Annotated in this window: 19 protein-coding genes; 17 read left to right on the top strand and 2 right to left on the bottom strand. The window is 36.5% G+C overall.

Annotated elements, in window-relative coordinates:
• Complete coding sequence (locus CRV04_RS06505; RefSeq protein WP_228126494.1) at positions 1-1,368, bottom strand: circularly permuted type 2 ATP-grasp protein; 1,368 nt, start codon at positions 1,366-1,368, stop codon at positions 1-3.
• 421 nt (positions 1,369-1,789) lie between these two features.
• The gene (typA, locus tag CRV04_RS06500; protein WP_128996015.1) at positions 1,790-3,604 is read right to left on the bottom strand and encodes a translational GTPase TypA; all 1,815 of its coding nucleotides are present in this window, start codon (positions 3,602-3,604) and stop codon (positions 1,790-1,792) included.
• 181 nt (positions 3,605-3,785) lie between these two features.
• Between typA and CRV04_RS06495 the strand changes: the two genes are divergently transcribed.
• The 17 genes from CRV04_RS06495 (at position 3,786) to CRV04_RS06415 (ending at position 18,177) form a co-directional block, all read left to right on the top strand.
• Positions 3,786-4,865 (top strand): ABC transporter permease, encoded by a 1,080-nt coding sequence (locus tag CRV04_RS06495; RefSeq protein ID WP_128996014.1) that lies wholly within the window; start codon positions 3,786-3,788, stop codon positions 4,863-4,865.
• Positions 4,862-5,485, top strand: coding sequence for an ABC transporter ATP-binding protein (locus tag CRV04_RS06490; RefSeq protein ID WP_128996013.1), 624 nt, complete (start codon positions 4,862-4,864; stop codon positions 5,483-5,485). The genes CRV04_RS06495 and CRV04_RS06490 overlap by 4 nt, the downstream gene beginning before the upstream one ends.
• Positions 5,469-7,031 (top strand): hypothetical protein, encoded by a 1,563-nt coding sequence (locus CRV04_RS06485; RefSeq protein WP_128996012.1) that lies wholly within the window; start codon positions 5,469-5,471, stop codon positions 7,029-7,031. Before CRV04_RS06490 ends, CRV04_RS06485 begins: the two co-directional genes overlap by 17 nt.
• Entirely contained in the window at positions 7,019-7,987 is a 969-nt protein-coding gene (locus tag CRV04_RS06480) for a hypothetical protein (protein ID WP_128996011.1), read from the top strand. The genes CRV04_RS06485 and CRV04_RS06480 overlap by 13 nt, the downstream gene beginning before the upstream one ends.
• Complete coding sequence (locus CRV04_RS06475; protein WP_128996010.1) at positions 7,975-8,505, top strand: YceI family protein; 531 nt, start codon at positions 7,975-7,977, stop codon at positions 8,503-8,505. Before CRV04_RS06480 ends, CRV04_RS06475 begins: the two co-directional genes overlap by 13 nt.
• Positions 8,505-8,957 carry a hypothetical protein gene (locus CRV04_RS06470; RefSeq protein ID WP_128996009.1) on the top strand — a complete coding sequence of 151 codons (453 nt, stop codon included), beginning with the start codon at positions 8,505-8,507 and terminating at the stop codon, positions 8,955-8,957. Before CRV04_RS06475 ends, CRV04_RS06470 begins: the two co-directional genes overlap by 1 nt.
• Positions 8,958-9,704, top strand: a complete 747-nt coding sequence (locus tag CRV04_RS06465; protein ID WP_128996008.1) for a metallophosphoesterase — start codon at positions 8,958-8,960, stop codon at positions 9,702-9,704.
• The gene (locus tag CRV04_RS06460; RefSeq protein WP_128996007.1) at positions 9,701-10,369 is read left to right on the top strand and encodes a response regulator; all 669 of its coding nucleotides are present in this window, start codon (positions 9,701-9,703) and stop codon (positions 10,367-10,369) included. The genes CRV04_RS06465 and CRV04_RS06460 overlap by 4 nt, the downstream gene beginning before the upstream one ends.
• A complete protein-coding gene (locus tag CRV04_RS06455; protein ID WP_128996006.1) occupies positions 10,362-11,741 on the top strand; it encodes a sensor histidine kinase in 1,380 nt (459 codons plus the stop codon). The genes CRV04_RS06460 and CRV04_RS06455 overlap by 8 nt, the downstream gene beginning before the upstream one ends.
• Positions 11,738-13,309, top strand: a complete 1,572-nt coding sequence (locus CRV04_RS06450) for an HD-GYP domain-containing protein (protein ID WP_128996005.1) — start codon at positions 11,738-11,740, stop codon at positions 13,307-13,309. The genes CRV04_RS06455 and CRV04_RS06450 overlap by 4 nt, the downstream gene beginning before the upstream one ends.
• Before the next feature lie 105 nt (positions 13,310-13,414).
• Entirely contained in the window at positions 13,415-15,022 is a 1,608-nt protein-coding gene (locus tag CRV04_RS06445; protein WP_128996004.1) for a phosphoethanolamine transferase, read from the top strand.
• Positions 15,023-15,127: 105 nt separating this feature from the next.
• Positions 15,128-15,520, top strand: a complete 393-nt coding sequence (locus tag CRV04_RS06440) for a DUF1924 domain-containing protein (protein WP_128996003.1) — start codon at positions 15,128-15,130, stop codon at positions 15,518-15,520.
• Positions 15,521-15,522: 2 nt separating this feature from the next.
• Positions 15,523-16,032: a diheme cytochrome c gene (locus CRV04_RS06435; RefSeq protein ID WP_128996002.1), complete on the top strand. Its 510-nt coding sequence runs from the start codon at positions 15,523-15,525 to the stop codon at positions 16,030-16,032.
• A gap of 9 nt (positions 16,033-16,041) precedes the next feature.
• Positions 16,042-16,815, top strand: a complete 774-nt coding sequence (locus CRV04_RS06430) for a cytochrome b/b6 domain-containing protein (RefSeq protein WP_128996001.1) — start codon at positions 16,042-16,044, stop codon at positions 16,813-16,815.
• A 19-nt stretch (positions 16,816-16,834) separates the two neighbouring features.
• A complete protein-coding gene (locus CRV04_RS06425) occupies positions 16,835-17,158 on the top strand; it encodes a cytochrome C (RefSeq protein ID WP_265588973.1) in 324 nt (107 codons plus the stop codon).
• A complete protein-coding gene (locus tag CRV04_RS06420; protein ID WP_128995999.1) occupies positions 17,124-17,516 on the top strand; it encodes a periplasmic heavy metal sensor in 393 nt (130 codons plus the stop codon). Before CRV04_RS06425 ends, CRV04_RS06420 begins: the two co-directional genes overlap by 35 nt.
• Positions 17,509-18,177 carry a response regulator transcription factor gene (locus CRV04_RS06415; protein WP_128995998.1) on the top strand — a complete coding sequence of 223 codons (669 nt, stop codon included), beginning with the start codon at positions 17,509-17,511 and terminating at the stop codon, positions 18,175-18,177. Before CRV04_RS06420 ends, CRV04_RS06415 begins: the two co-directional genes overlap by 8 nt.

Below are 18,177 nucleotides of genomic sequence, written 5' to 3'. Positions count from 1 at the left end.
TTATGCCTCCTCAACGACCCAAGTATCTTTAAACCCTCCACCTTGTGATGAGTTCACCAAATAATTTCCTGCGTCAACAGCATATCGTGTCAAACCACAACTCCATACTTTGGGTTCTTTACTCATGACTACATAGGCTCTGAAGTCCGCTTTTCTTGGAACAATTTCATCATTGATATAACACTCTTCATCATAAAACTCAATAAGCTCTTGCGCGATAAATCGTCTTGGATTGGCTTCAATGATGGTTTTTAAATCTTGCAGTTGAATTTCTGACATCGTGTGTCCAAACATCACGCCATAACCTCCCGCTTCAGCAACATCTTTGATGACCAATTTTTTCATGTTTTCAAAAATGTACTTTTTATCTTTTTCAAAATAGGGCAGATACGTAGGCGCATTTTTTAAAATGGGCTCTTCTTTTAAGTAATACTCAATCATATCAGGAACAAAGTAGTAAATCCCTTTGTCATCGGCAATACCATTTCCTGGTGCATTCATAATCGCCACATTACCCGCCAAATAAGCTTCCATAATACCTGACACACCAATAAGGCTCTCTTCATTAAAAAAAGTGGGATCTAAAAACTCATCGTCCAATCGTCTGTAAATAGCACCCACTTTGATTTTTTCGCCATTATAGTTTTTAAAATAGACCACTTTGTTTTCTACGATTAACTCATTGTTACGTACCAATTGAGCTCCTGTAATTTCAGCTAAATAGGCATGTTCATAATAAGCAGAATTATATCGGCCTGGCGTTAAGACCACATTGATACCTCCGCAATTGACATACTGCATGGACTCTATTAATAAATCGGCATACCCTTTGATGGGTTTAATGCTCATCTTCTCAAAAAAATCGGGATAGATTTTTCGAAATGTATTTCGAATAGACAAAGGATAACTCGCCCCACTGGGTACTCGTAAATTATCTTCTAAAATGATCCACTCATTACTCACACTGTCTTTGACCAAATCGATACCATTGATATGCGTTCGAAGTTTTTGTGGGGGAGAGAAACCTTCAAGCTCTTTTAAATAGCCTTTGGCTTCATAAATAAAGGTCTCTGGTATGATTTTATCTTTGATGATATTTTTAGTGGTATACAAATCTTCTAAAAAAAGATTCAAGGCTTTGATTCGTTGACTCAACCCTTTTTCCAGTGTGTGAAACTCTTTGGCAGTCATGATTCTGGGTATCACATCAAAAGGGAGTGATCGCTCTATAAAATTACCATCTTTATAAAGGTTAAAACTAATTGCAAATTTGTCCATATATTTTTTGAACTCTTGCACCTTTTTTCTGTTTTGGTTAGCAAAAATCTTCCAAAACATCTCAGTAATACTGTTTCTTGTATCTGGCAATGCACACCTCCAAATAATTCTACTAATCATTATAATATAAAGGAGGCTAAATCGTACACTTTTTAATGGATAAAAAATAGTCAAATAAAAAAGGGAGTCGATAATATCGAATCCCTTTGACTTAAACTTTTTTATAAATTTATAACACTTTGTCGTTTTTTTGTTACTTACAACTCAAATTTTTTCTTAATATTGAAGACGTTCACTTCAAATCTCGCTGAACTTTTTTGAAAAGTATTTTCTCAATATTCAAATGCGGTTCAAACTTGAACCGCATTTAAAGTTTCGCTGATTCTCTTTAATAAAGATATTTTCTCAATATTGAAGCAAACTGCTTCAAATCTCGCTGAACTTTTTTTGAAAAGTATTTTCTCAATATTGAAGCAAACTGCTTCAATATTTCGTATTCGCCGGTTTTCGTCTATTCAAATTTCGCTTTTTTAGCGGCTCTTTTTCTTGAAGTTGGGTCAAGGTCTCTTTTTCTTACACGAACAGAGATAGGAGTCACTTCTACCAACTCATCATCTTCAATCCACTCTAACGCATTTTCTAAAGACATGGTTCTTGGTGGTACAAGTTTAATGGCATCATCGCTTCCTGATGCACGAACGTTAGTAAGCTGTTTTCCTTTAATTGGGTTAACATCCAAATCATTCCCTTTGGCATGCTCACCAATCACCATCCCCACATATACTTTATCTTGTGGTTTAATGAACATGATTCCACGCTCTTGTAAGTTAAAAATAGAGTACCCTAATGCTTCACCGTTCTCCATAGAGACCAATGCTCCATATTTTCTAGATTCAACGGTTCCAGAGTATGGTCTGAACTCTAAGAATGAGTGGTTCATAACACCCTCACCTTTTGTTTCAGTTAAGAATTCTGTTCGAATACCAATCAATCCTCGTGCAGGAATTTCAAACTCTAATCGAGTAGACCCACTACCCATTGGTACCATGTTGGTCATATTGGCTTTTCTTTTCCCCAGTTTCTCAATGATGGCTCCTGAGAACTCATCTGGCGTATCAATTACTAAATGCTCGAATGGTTCCATTTTCACACCGTTTTCTTCTTTAGTAATAACTTCTGGTCGACCAATTGAGAACTCAAACCCTTCTCGTCTCATGTTCTCAGCTAAAATCGTAATTTGAAGTTCACCTCTTCCGTTTACTTTAAATTTACCCTCACCAATTTGCTCATAATTCATTGCAATATTGGTGTTCATCTCTGCTGCAAGTCTTTCATCAATTTTATTTGAAGTTACATACTTCCCTTCTGTTCCAGCTAATGGAGAGTCATTAACAGCAAACGTAACAGAAAGAGTTGGTTCTTCAATGTGCATAGGATCTAATGGCATTGGGTTTGCAGGATCACATAAAGAGTCCCCTACATCAACCGTTTCAAAACCAGCAACGGCACAAATATCACCTGCACCTACAGTTTTAACTTCGATTCGCTCTAAACCTTTAAATCCAATCAGTTTGGTCACACGTCCTCTGACTTTTTCGCCGTCGGCTTTACATAAAAGAACCGTTTCACCTTGAGAGATGGTTCCATTAAAGATACGTGCAATCCCGATTTTTCCAATGAAGTTATCATAATCCAATGTGAATACTTGAAGTTGTAATCCATTCTCTTCACTGCCATCTGGTTTTGGAACGTGTGTTAAGATGGTTTCAAACAGTGGTTTTAAATCCATGTTTCCATCTTCTGCATCGTATCGTGCATACCCATCACGAGCTGCTGCGTAAATGACTGGGAATTCAAGTTGCTCTTCTGTTGCATCCATTTGTGCAAACAGGTCAAACACTTCATCCACCACTCTGTCTGGTTCAGCAGCTGGTTTATCAATTTTGTTCACCACTACGATTGGTTTGTGTCCCAATGAAAGTGCTTTTTTAACCACGAATTTTGTTTGTGGCATAACACCCTCTTGTGCATCTACAAGAAGAAGTACACAGTCAACCATCTTTAAAACCCGCTCAACTTCTCCACCAAAGTCGGCGTGCCCTGGAGTGTCGATGATGTTGATTCGTACACCTTCGTAATCAATGGCTGTATTTTTTGAAAGGATGGTAATCCCTCTCTCTTTTTCGATGTCATTGCTGTCCATCACACGCTCATCCACTTCTTGGTGTGCTGAAAATGTTCCTGATTGTTTCAATAATTCATCGACTAATGTTGTTTTACCGTGGTCAACGTGTGCGATAACGGCAATATTTCTGATATCTCTCATTCATTCTCTTTAGTTTAAAATTTTCGCGATTATACTAAAAGTTTGCTTAATTTACTGTGTTGTTTTAAGATTAATGCTCGATTTTACCGTTAAAAAGAAATATGAACAAAAATTCATAATCATTTCATAATCGTTTCATATACATTTTATAGACTTTCAACATATTAAGGAAAGGAAGTTAATGAGACAAGCATTAAAGGCACTAAAAGCGAACCGCCTCAAAACACTTTTGATATATTTGAGCTTGATTTTTTCAATCACCTCGATATTTTTAATTACGGCCATATCAAACGGTGTTATCTCTATGTACTCCTCCATTTTGAAAAGCGACGGTGATATCATCGTCACACAAGCCAAAATCTCAGATACTTTCTTTTCTAATGTCAATATTCAACTGCTTGATAAAATCGATCAAATAGAAGGGGTAGTCAAAAGCTCTGCCATTATTGTAGGAGCCACACCCGTAGAACAACTCCCCATTGTTGCTGTTTATGGGGTAAGCCAAAATCGTTTTTCAAACTACACCTTAACCCAAGGCAATTATCCTCAAAACAACGAAGTGATGTTAGGTGAGTCTGTGTATAAAAACCTTATGAATAAAACCCAAGTCACTATTGCCAACAAGTCTTATAAAATCGCAGGTGTTTTTAAAAGCGATATTGGGTTTGAAAATGGGGGTGTGGTTTTAAACATTGAAGATGCCAGTGCATTGTTTAACAAAAGCGCCTCCATGCTCATGGTCAATACCCAACTTGAAAGCAACATTGATGACATCAAATCTGAAATTGAAGCCTTAAGCAGTGAGATTGAAGCCACATCAACTCAAAACTTTGTAGAGAATTATAATCAGTTTAAAATCATTAAAACCTCATCCTATGCGGTTTCACTTATTGCATTTTGCATGGGTTTATTGAGCATTGTCAGCATCATGAGTATCACCATCAATCAAAGAAAAACGGAGTTTGGCATCAAAAGAGCCATTGGTATATCCATGCGAAAAATCATTGCTCAAATTGTATCTGAGAGTTTTATCTTAGGCTTTTTAAGTTACATCAGTGCTTTTTTTATTGCGCATATCGTGCTTTTTATCATCAAACAAAGCACCACCTTACAAGGATATGTCAACGGCGAAATTTCGTCAAGTTTAGCACTGTTTATTTTTAGTGCATCCATTGCCATGTCCATCATTGGATCTATTATTCCAGCACTGAATGCTTCTAAAACAGACCCCGTGATTTTAATTCAAGGAACAAAGATATGATACGAGCACAAAACCTTTATCACTCATATAACCATGACATGGCCTTGGATAACATCAATTTACAAATCAATAAAGGAGATTTCATTGCTATCACAGGTGAGAGTGGCAGTGGGAAATCAACGCTTCTGAGTATTCTTTCAACGCTTCTTAAACCAAGCAAGGGTGAACTCTTTTTTGAACAAACCAACTATAAAGACATAACCAATATTGACACATTCAGACAACAAAACATTGGTTTTATTTTTCAATTTCACTACTTAATCAACTACTTAACGCTTCAAGAGAACATCCAAATTGCAAACGAACAGGCAACTTCAAAAGAGATTGAAGCTTTATTTGAGCGTTTGGACATTCAAAACATTCAAAAACGTTTTCCCAATGAAGTCTCAGGAGGACAAAAACAACGAGCAGCGATTGCACGAGCCTTGATTAATCAGCCCAAAGTCATCTTTGCAGATGAACCCACAGGAAACTTAGACTCACACAATTCGCTTAATGTTTTTAATCTCTTTAAAGAGTTAAGTGACAAGGGTACGACCATTGTGGTTGCAACACACGATTTAAAATTGGCCCAATTGGCCAACAACGTTTACGAGGTAAAAGATGGACAACTTCAATAGTTTTATTCAACGGCATTTCCAAATATCCTTGGCATTTTTTGCAGTGGGGTTATTGTTTGGTTTGATTTATTCAATCAATTTATTAGGCTACAACCTTGATTCAACCATACTTCTGCCATCCAATATGCGTTCACTGCATATTTCCTTGATGCTGTATGGTTTTGTGCCTTTGATGCTTTCGTATTTGCCGTTTTTATTGATTTACAAAGAAGCGGGGAATTCCCAAGATGGATTGCGATATTTAAACTTATACACACTCTTTTGGTATATCTTTTTAATTTTTATGATGAGTGCTTTGCTTTTTGGAAACACTCGAGGTTTGGCTTTTTATGATTTCCCTTATGAACTCAATTTTCTTTTAGCAATGGCAGGACTTTTTTATATTGTGGCATTGTATAAATTCATTCAACTTTACAAAGTTAAACCACTGTGGGTGAAGGTCTGTTTACGTATTGTTTTTATTGCACCGTTTGCTCTTTTGATTTTAATGAATCCAATTATTGGACAAGTGGAAAGCACGGTTACTGGACCTCATGGAGACAACACCTTGGGCATGAGCTTGTCCTTGATTCCAATTTATTATCTGATTATTAAACTTTTAAACGATGAACCGTTTATCGCCCGATGGAATGCCCTTTGGATTATTCCAACAGTCTTTTACTTTGGTTCAGTGTTGTACCGAAGTTTTGTGGATGCGTTAACGTATAACCAAGAGTGGTTTTTACAATACTTGACCCTTTTGTATGTGCCATTACTCTACCGATGGTTAAAAGATTCCAAGATGTCAAATGCCTCTTTTTATGCTCTTTTGATTTCAGTGGGGGCTTTTTTGTTTGTGGATATACAAGGCAATATTCTGTTTATTCCAGAGCTTAGATGGGTCTTTCACCGAAATGATTTGGTGGTTGCTCATGCACATGTCGCCATGGGCATAGGGGTTTTCTTTATGGTCATTTCCATGTTTGCCAACCATATTGATGCACTTAAACAAAAAGCCTTTTATGTTCGTTATTTAATTGGTCTTTTGGGTATCTTTACTGTTTTAACCCTCAATGGTTTTGTGCAAGCTGATTTTCTCAATATCAGTACAGAACCTCTTTGGATACTTCGAACACTCTTTGGAGGGATTGCCATCTCCAGTTTGCTTACATTTGTCAAGTGCAATTTTGAATTAACTGCGTTGCAGTACTACAATCTATTGGGTGTATTAGCAGATGGTTTGGGAGGTCTGTTTTTAATTCTGTTATCGAGTTTTATCTATCCTCTTTTGGGATTTGATTTCAATGGCTCGTATGAGTATGTGGTATTTGCTTTTGTTTCTATGACCGGTGTGGCACACTACTTGGCATTAAAACACCCAACATACCAACATATTTTAACCCTTTATACCGTGATGGTTCGTATTGTGGTGTCCTCTGTTTTTATGGCACTTTTTTTCAATCAAACGTTGGGCATTGTGGCACTTTTAATTGCTCTTTTTGACCTTGTTTTTGCCTCTGCCTATCTTATTTTGTTTTCACATAAGGAGAGAACATGCAACGAGTAGCGTTAACTTTTTTTATCGCCTTTGAATTGTGCTACTATCTATTAATTGCACAAACAGGCATTGTAGAGTATTTTTCATCCAATATAGTATTAATTGCGCCCCTTCCAATTGGTGGGGTGATTGGTTCATTATTGAGTTTTTATATTAAAACAAGCAACCATCATAAGATAAAACTCTTTTTATCGTTACAACTTTTGATGACGCTGTTTTATCCTAACCTTTCCGTACTGTTTTTGTTTCTTTTGGGTATCTCAGTGGGAGCATTGGCACCTTTATTAATCAATGAACTCAAACGAGCCAATGTGTTTGTGTTAGGTATGGCCTTAGCCATCTCTTACACCGCAGGAACTTTTTTATTCACCTATCCTGTGGAACAAAGAGGCAACATTGCGATTGCATTAACCCTCATAACGTTGTTATGTTCACTCTTTTTACCCGATAAAAAAGTGGTACAACTCAAAAGTGAACCTTTCTCTTTGTTTGCGATGGTATTATGGATATTTTTAGACTCAACACTTTTTGAAACCCTTTCAAGAGACCTCTCTGTCTCAATTTGGAGAGATGGTTACAGTGTTGAAATTGCACTTTTTCACATCCTTGGTGTGGTAGCCGCATTAACACTGACTTTCCACAAAAATCAAAAAGAGCTGATCATTATCTCACTCTTTGCATTGAGTTATTTGTTGTATTTTATGCAAGAACCGTTGTTGCTCTCATTTGTTTATCCTTTTGTGATTTCGTACTACAACGTAGTGATTTTACAAAGCTTAATACAAAAGGAGCTTAAAACACTTGCCGTGTATATGGTCTTTATTGGATGGTTTGCTTCAGGCGCAGGACTTTTTGTTGCTTTAGAAAACCTCACCATTTTTGTACCATTTTTGTTTTTTCTGGCCAGCATTAAACTGATCAGTACTCATTTTATTCACACAAAGGAGACCCCATGTATAAATTAATTCTTGTTGCGCTTTTAGCGCTTTTTTCTCAAGCTTCAGAATGGACCATTCAAGAAGGAGTGATTCAAGCTCACACGGAAGTGTTTGGCGACAGCGATATCAATCCAGCCACCACACAAATCAGTTCACAATTGCATCACGATGATTCAGGCTTAGAGTCTTTACGAGGAGAGGTGAAACTTGATTCAATGAGCCTTAAAAGTGATACGCCTAAACGCGATTTAAATATGTATGAACTGCTCAACACGGCCGTTCATCCCACCATCACTTTTGATATGATCAATGTGCTTAAAAATGATGAGAACTATACGATTGAAGGCTATTTAACACTCAATGGTATTAAGAAGAAAATCACCTCACAAGCCGTTGTAGAACAAAATAACAGTGAACTTAAACTCAATGGAGCTTTTGATATTTTATTGACCGATTTTGGAATGGAACCGCCTACCCTTCTATTTTTAACTGTACGAAATAAAATTGACATCACCTATACCCTTAGCTATACAAAGGAGCCATAATGTTACGATTTCTTCTGCCAATAATCTTTGCTTCAACAGTGTTATTGGCTCAACCTTTTAAGGTGCATGATACGATTGCACCTTTTTCATTGGCGAATCAATTTGATGTCAAAAAAAGTGTGGGCAAAAACCTCAAACTCTTATTGGTCTCTTTTGAAAAAAGCACGGGTGCTGAAGTGAATGAGTTTTTATCCAAGCAACCTGCGGGCTTTTTAACCCAACATCAAGCAGCGTTTATCGCCAATATTTCAGGAATGCCTATGATCATTACAAAAATGTTTGCATTGCCGAAAATGAGAGGTTATCCGCACCAAATTCTGCTTATTTATGATGAAAACGATACACGTTTTATGCAAAAAGAGGGCAAAACAACCCTTTACAAACTCAATAATGGTGTGATTCAAGACATCACGTTCATCACCAAAGAACAACTGCCACAGGTCTTTAATTAAATGAAACTACCAACGCCTCAAACCATTGACGTATCAACATCGTATAAAGCATTTGATGGACTTCGCATCTTGCACTTAAGTGATTTGCACATCAATAAAAAAACCACTCAAAGTGACATAGAGGCGTTGGTGAAGTTATGCCATACATTAGAGTATGACTTTGCAGTGATTACAGGCGATATCATTGATTGTTCGGTTAAACACATATTGCCCCAACTCAAACTGCTCAATCAAATTAAAAAGTGTTACTATATCAGTGGGAATCATGACTTGGTGTATGGTTTGAATGATTTAAAAAAAGCCTTACACGAACTCATCTATTTGGACAATACCACCGCACTGATTTCACACAACAATGAGCTTATATTACTGGCCGGTTTAAGTGATCGTTTCTCGAAATTTTTTAAACTCCAACGTCAAGAGGATGCCATAAAAAAAGAACTGTCAAGTCATGCTCACACCATCTTACTTGCGCATCAACCCAAAGATTATAAACTCGCCGTTGAAACCAATAGTGCTTTGTTTTTATGCGGACACACGCATGGGGGTCAAATCTACCCGTTTCATTATGTGGTCAAACTCTTTCAACCTTTTTTAAATGGATTGTTTTATAAAAACAGAACTGCTATCTATGTCAACAGTGGTTTAGGCACATGGGGCATTGACATGCGCTTTAAATCTCACAGCGAAATCACACTGTTAAAATTAACGTCAAAAAGTGTACAATACTCAAAAGGAATGGTATGAAAATATTGGTCATTGAAGATGATGAAAAAATCGTAAACTTCTTAAAAAAAGGGCTTGAAGAGGAGTCATATAGCGTTGATTATGCGCTTAATGGAGATGAAGGTCTTTATTTAGCGAGTGTCAATACTTATGACCTGATTTTATTGGACATCATGTTGCCCATTAAAGATGGCATAGAGGTGTGTCGAACCCTTCGAACCAATAAAATTTTTACCCCCATTATCATGCTCACAGCCAAAGATACCACCGAAGATAAAATCAAAGGTTTGGATATTGGTGCCAATGACTATTTGCCCAAACCCTTCTCATTTTCTGAACTGCTCGCACGAATTCGTGTGCAACTTCGAACCCAAGAGATGCCTCAAACCAGACTGAAAGTCGATGATTTGGAATTGGATTTACTGAGCAAAACTGCCAGAAGAGGTGAAGATATCATTGCCTTGACGGCCAAAGAGTTTTCACTTTTGGAGTTTTTAATCAAAAACAAAGACCGCGTCTTATCAGAAAGTGTTATCAGTGAAAACCTAAGCAATATGGATGATGACAACATCAGTAATGTGGTCAATGTCTATATCTATCGATTGCGTAATAAAATCGATAAACCGTATGAGAAGAAACTCATTAAAACCATTCGAGGATTGGGGTTTAAAATAAGCGATGCGTAAACTCTCTATCAAACGAAAACTGCTCATATACAACATCATCATTCAACTGTTGATTTTAATTGCATTCTCTTTTTCGTTGTACAAAACCCTACAAATCTCAACTTTGGACAAAGTGGAATCAACCCTCAAAGTGATTGTCTTGGATATTTTAGATGATGTGATTGAACACAAAGAGGAGATAGAACAGCGCGCATTTGATGAAGAGAAAGAGTATCGATTTGAGCCCTTGCACATTCGGCTTGCACAAATTGATGAAGGTTTTAAAGTGATTCAAGAGACCAATTTTGGTCTGACACTGCATAATGACCTTGAAAAACTCAAAGCACTCAAACAAGATGTGATCTATTTTGAAGAGTATGAAACAATTCTGGTCAGTCGTATCCGTTTTGTAATGGATGAAAAAAACTACGTCATTGAAGTTGCTACAAATTATGACTATTTAAACAGCACCATGGAGAATCTCTTTTATATCTTGTTATTTATTGTACCCATCATTCTCATTTTCTCTATCATTGGCGGATATTTCCTCATTTATAAATCGCTTCTGCCTATTGAGATGATGCTTAAAAACCTCAAACAAATAAGCGCTTCAAGTCTCTCTAAACGGTTAGAAACCAGCAACAACAATGATGAGATTGACCAACTTGCACATGAAATCAACAGTCTGCTCACACGGCTTGAAATCTCTTTTGAAAAAATTTCACAGTTCAGCAGTGATGCTTCACATGAACTCAAAACACCACTGACCATCATACGAGGTGAAATCGAGGTGGCTTTACGAAAAGAGCGTACACCACAAGAGTACATCCAAACTCTTCAAAGTTCTTTGGATGAGATACTCATCATCCAACAAACCGTCGATGACCTTCTGTTTTTAGCCAAAAACGAAAGCGATTTACACTATGATGAAATCATCTATTTAGATGAAATCAGTTTAGAATCCATCAAAGAGTTAAGCTGTTTAGCCGAACTTAAAAAAGTAGAACTGGAAGCCGATATTAAAATGCCACTTCAAGTCTTTGGCCACAGTAAATTGCTTAAGATTGCATTGAAAAATCTGCTTAAAAATGCGATTAATTTCTCGTTTGAGAACCAAAAGGTCATTGTAAAAAACTACAGCGATGAGGCATTTATCTATTTAGAAGTAGAAGATTTTGGCATTGGCATAAAAAAAGAGGAACAAAAGAAAATATTTGAGAAGTTTTATCGTACCGATAAGAGTAGAAACAAAGACTCAGGAGGTACGGGCTTAGGTATGGCCATTGTAGAAAAAATCATTCACATTCATGAAGCAAGCATTGAAGTAAAAAGTGAAGAGAACAAAGGCACAACCATGACCATCAAATTTAAAAAGGCAAAAGAGGACGCATGAATATCAAACGCTTAGTCAAACTCAGTTTTATCATTGTTTCTGTGTTGGTTTTTTTAATTTTCAGTGCCAACACTATTGCCCTTCATAAAATTCAAGAGAACAATCTTTCCAAAAGAAATATCTCTGAACTGGTTTTGATGCAAGAGAACATGAATACACTTGTTGAAGAGATTCTAAGTGCCAACTCCAACGAAGAGTTACAACGCATTGAAAAAGAGTTTGATGCGTTTGAAAAATCATTTGAAAACATCAATCAAAACTTCTTTATCAAAGATGAAGATGATATTTTAGACCAGCTCATCAAAGACATCCACCGCTATCCTATTATTTTTAACAGCTTAGAAAAACTCTCTCTCAATGAAGAAGCCATTGAAGTTGCCTTTGAAAAAATTTTTGAAACTCAAAAAAATAAAATTGAACTTCAAGAGACATTTAATCGACTCTATCCCAAAGAGAGTCTCATTCGAAACAGAATTGAAGAGGCCATCTTACAGCACCAAAATATCACCTTAGTCAAAGATTTAGGCGACATGAAATACTACAGTAAAGAGATGCTCTTTCAACACAAAAATGAAGAGTATTTTAAAAAGTGGTTGTCTAAAATTGATACGTTAAATCAACACTTAGCCCTAAAAGAGTTTAAAGAGTATAAACAAACGGCGCAACTTATTGGGGAAACGGTGTTAGCTCTTGAAGCAATTAATCGAACAGAAGAGAGCTTGGTCAAACACATCTCAACCATCATAGACTCAAGCCAAAACATCAATCTGAAAATAGAGCAAGACATTGAGGTGCTCTCTGAAAACTTTTTAGACAAAGTCTATTTTATTGTAACAGTCATTTTCATCATCACCATTTTATTCATCATTATTTTGTCCTATAAAGTCAATAGAAACGTTGCTTTAAGTGTTGATGAAATTGAACACAAAGTAGAAGAAGGACTAAAAGAGATTAAAAACCTCAACAAAGAGATTGAAGAGACACAAAAAGAGGTTATCTTTACCATGGGTGCGATTGGTGAAAGCCGAAGCAAAGAGACTGGAAACCATGTCAAAAGGGTAGCACAATACTCTAAAATCTTAGCCCTGCATTATGGATTGTCTTCAAAAGAGGCCAATATGCTCAAACAAGCCAGTCCCATGCACGATATTGGTAAAGTGGCCATTCCTGATGCCATTTTAAATAAACCGGGACGTTTTGATGAAGCTGAGCGTACCATCATGGAAACGCATGCCGAATTGGGTTATAGCATGCTCAAACACTCGGACAGACCACTGCTTAAAATGGCCGCCATTATCTCCAATGAACACCATGAAAAATGGGATGGTACAGGTTATCCTCAGGGGAAAAAAGGAGAAGACATTCACATCTATGGACGAATTACAGCCGTTGCAGATGTGTTTGATGCACTAGGAAGCGACCGATGTTATAAAAAAGCGTGGGATGATGAACGTATTTTCAAACTCTTTAAAGAGGAACGTGGAAAACAGTTTGACCCCAAACTTGTGGATATTTTCTTTGAGCATCTCGATGAGTTTTTAAAAATACGCGAGACCTTTAAAGATTAAGAAATATGAACAAAAGTTCATAAAGTGTTAAAGCTTTATTAACTCTTTGTTAACGCCTTATTGAGCTTCATTTACTATAATCTTTTTTTAATTAAAAGGAACTCTATGAAATCTGTTACTCAGTATAAACTTATTGTTTACACCTCGCTGTTACTCACGCTGTTTTATAACACCTCATTTTTTAAAAATCTGCTGGGCATTTACTCTTTTAGTGGCCTCAATATTCTTTACTGTATCTCTGTGTTTGTAACGCTGTTTTTGTTCATCACTTTTGTTCTGTCACTGTTCAGTTCACGATACATACTCAAACCTTTTCTAATCACAGTTGTGATGGTATCTGCCTTTACTGCTTATTTTATGAATACCTATAACGTTGTCATTGACCACAGCATGATACGAAATGCCATGGAGACCAACTTCAATGAGTCGTATGATTTACTCAGTTTTGAACTCATTGTATATGTGATTTTACTGGGTTTGATTCCAAGCTTTTTTATTTACAAAATACCTGTAGAATATGGCACTTTTAAACAAGAGAGTTTTCGAAAAATTAAAACACTGCTGATTACTTTTGTGTTAATTGCTGTGACGATTTTGGCATTCAGTAAATTTTACACCTCTTTTTTCAGAGAGCATAAAAGTATTAAATACTATGCCAACCCAACGTACTGGATGTTCAGTATTGGAAACTATACCAAACGCACCTATTTTAAATCAAAAAATGTTTTAAAACCTCAAGGGGAAGATGCTGCCATTCATGAAACCGATGAAGAGAAAAAAGAGTTGGTCATTTTGGTTGTAGGAGAAGCAACACGAGCCGACCGTTTTTCACTTAATGGTTACGAAAAAGAGACCAATCCATTGCTTAAACAACAAGAGATTTATAACTTCTCCAAAATTGCCTCATGTGGTACATCAACCGCACATTCAGTGCCTTGTATGTTCTCGATGTTTGACCGTGATAAATACTCTTACAAAAAAGGTATTTCCAATGAAAATGTTTTGGATGTATTAACGCATACCAAACAAGTGCATATTTTATGGAGAGACAACAACTCCAGTTCCAAAGGGGTTGCATTACGTGTGCAATATGAAGATTATCGTTCTTCAAAAACCAATACCATCTGTGAAAAAGATGGGGAGTGTCGAGATGAAGGAATGCTTGTAGGATTAGAGGATTACATTGAAAAAAACAAAAACGAAGATATCTTAATTGTACTGCATCAAATGGGGAACCATGGACCTGCTTATTACAAACGATACCCCAAAGAGTTTGAAAAGTTTACCCCTGTGTGTAAAACCAATCAGCTTGAAAAATGCACCAAAGAGGAGATTGGCAATGCCTATGACAATGCCATTTTACACACCGATGCCTTCTTATCTAAAGTGATTAACTTTTTAAAACCCTACTCAAAAACTCATGAAACGGCGATGCTTTATATGTCAGATCATGGAGAGAGTTTAGGAGAAGATGGTCTTTATTTACACGGTATGCCTTACTTTATGGCTCCTAATACACAAACGCATGTGGCATCGGTGATGTGGTTTGGAGAAGGGATGAAAGAGGACTTTGACATCAAGAAACTTGAAAGAATAAAAGAGCAACCGTTTTCACAAGACAACCTTTTTCATACCCTTTTAGGCATGTTTGAAGTTGAGACGCATCTGTATAAAAAAGAGATGGACATTCTCTCTTCTGTTCGTACAGAGTGATTGCTTGTTAATTTAAAATTGTCAAGAAAATGTTAAGAGAAATGACATCGCATCTTAAATAATATCCTTTATACTGTCATTATATAAAAGACCAAAGGAGAAAAGATGCGGTTATTCATTTTTATTTGCACCGCCTTAACATTCAGTTTTGCAAATGTCAGTGATGATTACTTATCACAACTGGAACAAAAGATTGAAAATTTTAAAGGGTTTGATGCCAAACGAGGAGAAACCATTTTTACCTCAACCCACATGGGAAAAAAAGGAAAAGCCATCTCATGTACCTCATGTCATGGTACCAACCTCAATGAATCACATAAAAACTTTTTTACAGGAAAAGTGATTGAGCCCCTTTCACCTAAAGCGAATCCTGAGCGCTTAACAAAAATTAAAAACATTGAGAAATGGCTCATGAGAAATTTTAAAGATGTGTATAACAGAGAAGGAACAGCACAAGAAAAAGGGGATGTAATTACTTATATCCTATCAAAGGATTAACCATGAAACCCTTTCTTTTTTTAATTATACCTCTATTTGTTTTTGCCGATGGTTATTCCTCAAAACGAATCGATGTGGCCCCAGTGAATAATGCTTTATATATTCAAGAGTGTGGGGCATGTCATTTTGCATATCAGCCAGGGTTATTGCCTGAAAATGCTTGGAATACAATGATGAATGAATTGGATAACCACTTTGGAGTGGATGCCTCTTTATTACATGAAGATTTTCAAACCATTTCAGCGTATCTGCAACAAAACAGTGCCGAAAAAAACATGCAGTATAAACGAAGCCGTAAAATTGTACAAAGTTTGCCTAAAAACAGCATTGCAAAGTCAATTTCAACGACACCATATATGATACGAAAACATGATGAGATACGCCCTTCTCTCATCACTCAACCAGAAGTCAAAGGCCTGTTTAACTGCAAAGCTTGCCATACCACGGCTCAAAAGGGTATATACAGTGAACGAGATATTAACATCCCCAACTTTGGGCGATGGGAAGATTAAGGAGATAAAATGATGAAATCATATATTTGGAGCCTGCCTACACGGGTCTTCCACTGGCTGTTTGCCCTGCTGATTTTGTTGGCATTTTTAACAGACGATGACCACTTGTTAGATTATCATGCCGTTATTGGATACAGTTTATTAATCATACTTTTATTCAGATTGGTTTGGGGAATTGTGGGTCCCAAGTATTCAAAATTTAAGGATTTTAACCTCAGCAAAGAGGCTTTAAAAAAGTTTGTCAAAAATCCCATCAAAGCAGACCACAGTAATGCAGGACATAATCCTGCCGCTTCTTATTTGATGATTACCATGATCGTCGTAGCCATTTTAGTAATTGCTACAGGTGCATTGGCCTTTGGTATTCAAGAAGGCAAAGGAATTTTTTCTTTTTTAAATGACTCTTTTTTTAAAAAAATGAAACTCTTTAAAGAGATACATGAAACCTTGGCCAACTTCTTTATCTTTTTGATTGTTGTGCACTTAGGTGGAGTAATAATGGACAAACTCTTTCATCCTCAATATGAAACACTCAAATCAATTTTTACAGGTTATAAACACCTTGATGAAGATAAAAGCATCAAGACCACTATTTTTCAAAAAGCCGTTGCTTTTATCTTTTTGATTGCCTTAGTTGCATTTCTTGTTTATAATCTTATCAACCCTAAAAATGTACTGATTGCTTCTTCCTATGAACCCGTGGATTATTCAAAGCAAAATGAGGTGTTCGTTTCAGAGTGTGGCTCGTGTCACACTCTGTATCCCTCCCAATCTATTGCCTAAACACTCATGGACTGCATTGATGAATGACTTGGAGAATCACTTTGGAGATGATGCCTCACTGGATGAGCAAACCCATCAAACCATTTTGGCTTTTTTGGTCAAAAACAGTGCAGAAAGTTCGACAAAAGAAGCAAGTTTGTCGTTTTTGAATTCGATTGGAAATAAAGATATAATTGCAATGACACACACCTCTTTTTGGAAACATGCACACCAAGAGGTACCAACAACACTCTTTGCACATGAAAAAATAAAAAGCAAAGCCAACTGCAAAGCGTGTCACAGTGATGTTGAAAAAGGATTGATAGAAGATGATAAAATTAAAAATATCTCTGATTTTAACTAGTCTGCTTTTATGCTCTTTTGTTTGGGCTAAAAAGCCCTCAGAACATACTCATATTTATAAAAATTTAGACTATTTAGAGCTTTCTTCTGCACAACATGAACGTATGAAACAAATTCTTTTAGAGTATAAAAAAAAGTTTGACCACTACTATGAAAAACGTAAAAAAGAGGAGAAAAAACTTCAAAAACTGATGCAAAAAGAGCACTTTGATAAAGAGGAATATGAAGAGATTGCTGAAGAGATTTATGAAGACAGCATCGAACTTGAAGCCAAAACGTTGAAAAAAATACATGGGGTATTAACACCCCAACAACGAGAACTCTTTTCACACTATTTAAAGGAGTGGCAAGTTGAATAAAAAAGTACTGCTCATTGAAGATGATCCACAAATGCAACGGCTTATACAAGAGTATTTAGAAGAGTATCACTTTAGCACCGATGCCTATTCAAACCCTAAAGAGGCTTTAAAATCACTTGAACACACACCTCGTGATTATATCATTGTTATTTTAGACTTGATGTTGCCCCAAATGGACGGCTTTGATGTTTTTAAAAAGATTAAAGGCATCTGCAATGTTCCTGTGATTATCTCTTCAGCCAGAGGAGATATTGGCAACAAAATCTTAGGTTTTGAGCTAGGAGCAGAGGACTATTTAGCCAAACCTTATGAGCCCAGAGAGCTGGTTTTACGCATTGAGCATATCTTAAAGCGTCGACCAACTAAAGAATTTAAGGTGGGTGATTTCATCATTGATGAAGCCAATCGAACGGTCATTTTAGATAATTACAGTATCGACTTAACAAAAGTAGAGTTTGAGATTTTTCTTTTTTTAATTCACCACCTCAACAAAGTCACTTCAAGAGAGCAAATACTGCATGCTACTTCACTGGATGAAAATACCAAAAACCGCACCATTGACACTCACATTTCAAACATTCGCCATAAAATTGGTGATGATTCCAAAGAGCCACAATACATCAAATCCATTTGGGGTATTGGGTATAAATTTATAGGTTAA

The organism is Candidatus Marinarcus aquaticus (genome assembly GCF_004116335.1).
In the GTDB taxonomy this organism is placed as follows: Bacteria; Campylobacterota; Campylobacteria; order Campylobacterales; family Arcobacteraceae; genus Marinarcus; species Marinarcus aquaticus.
This window is presented reverse-complemented; position numbering and strand designations above follow the sequence as displayed.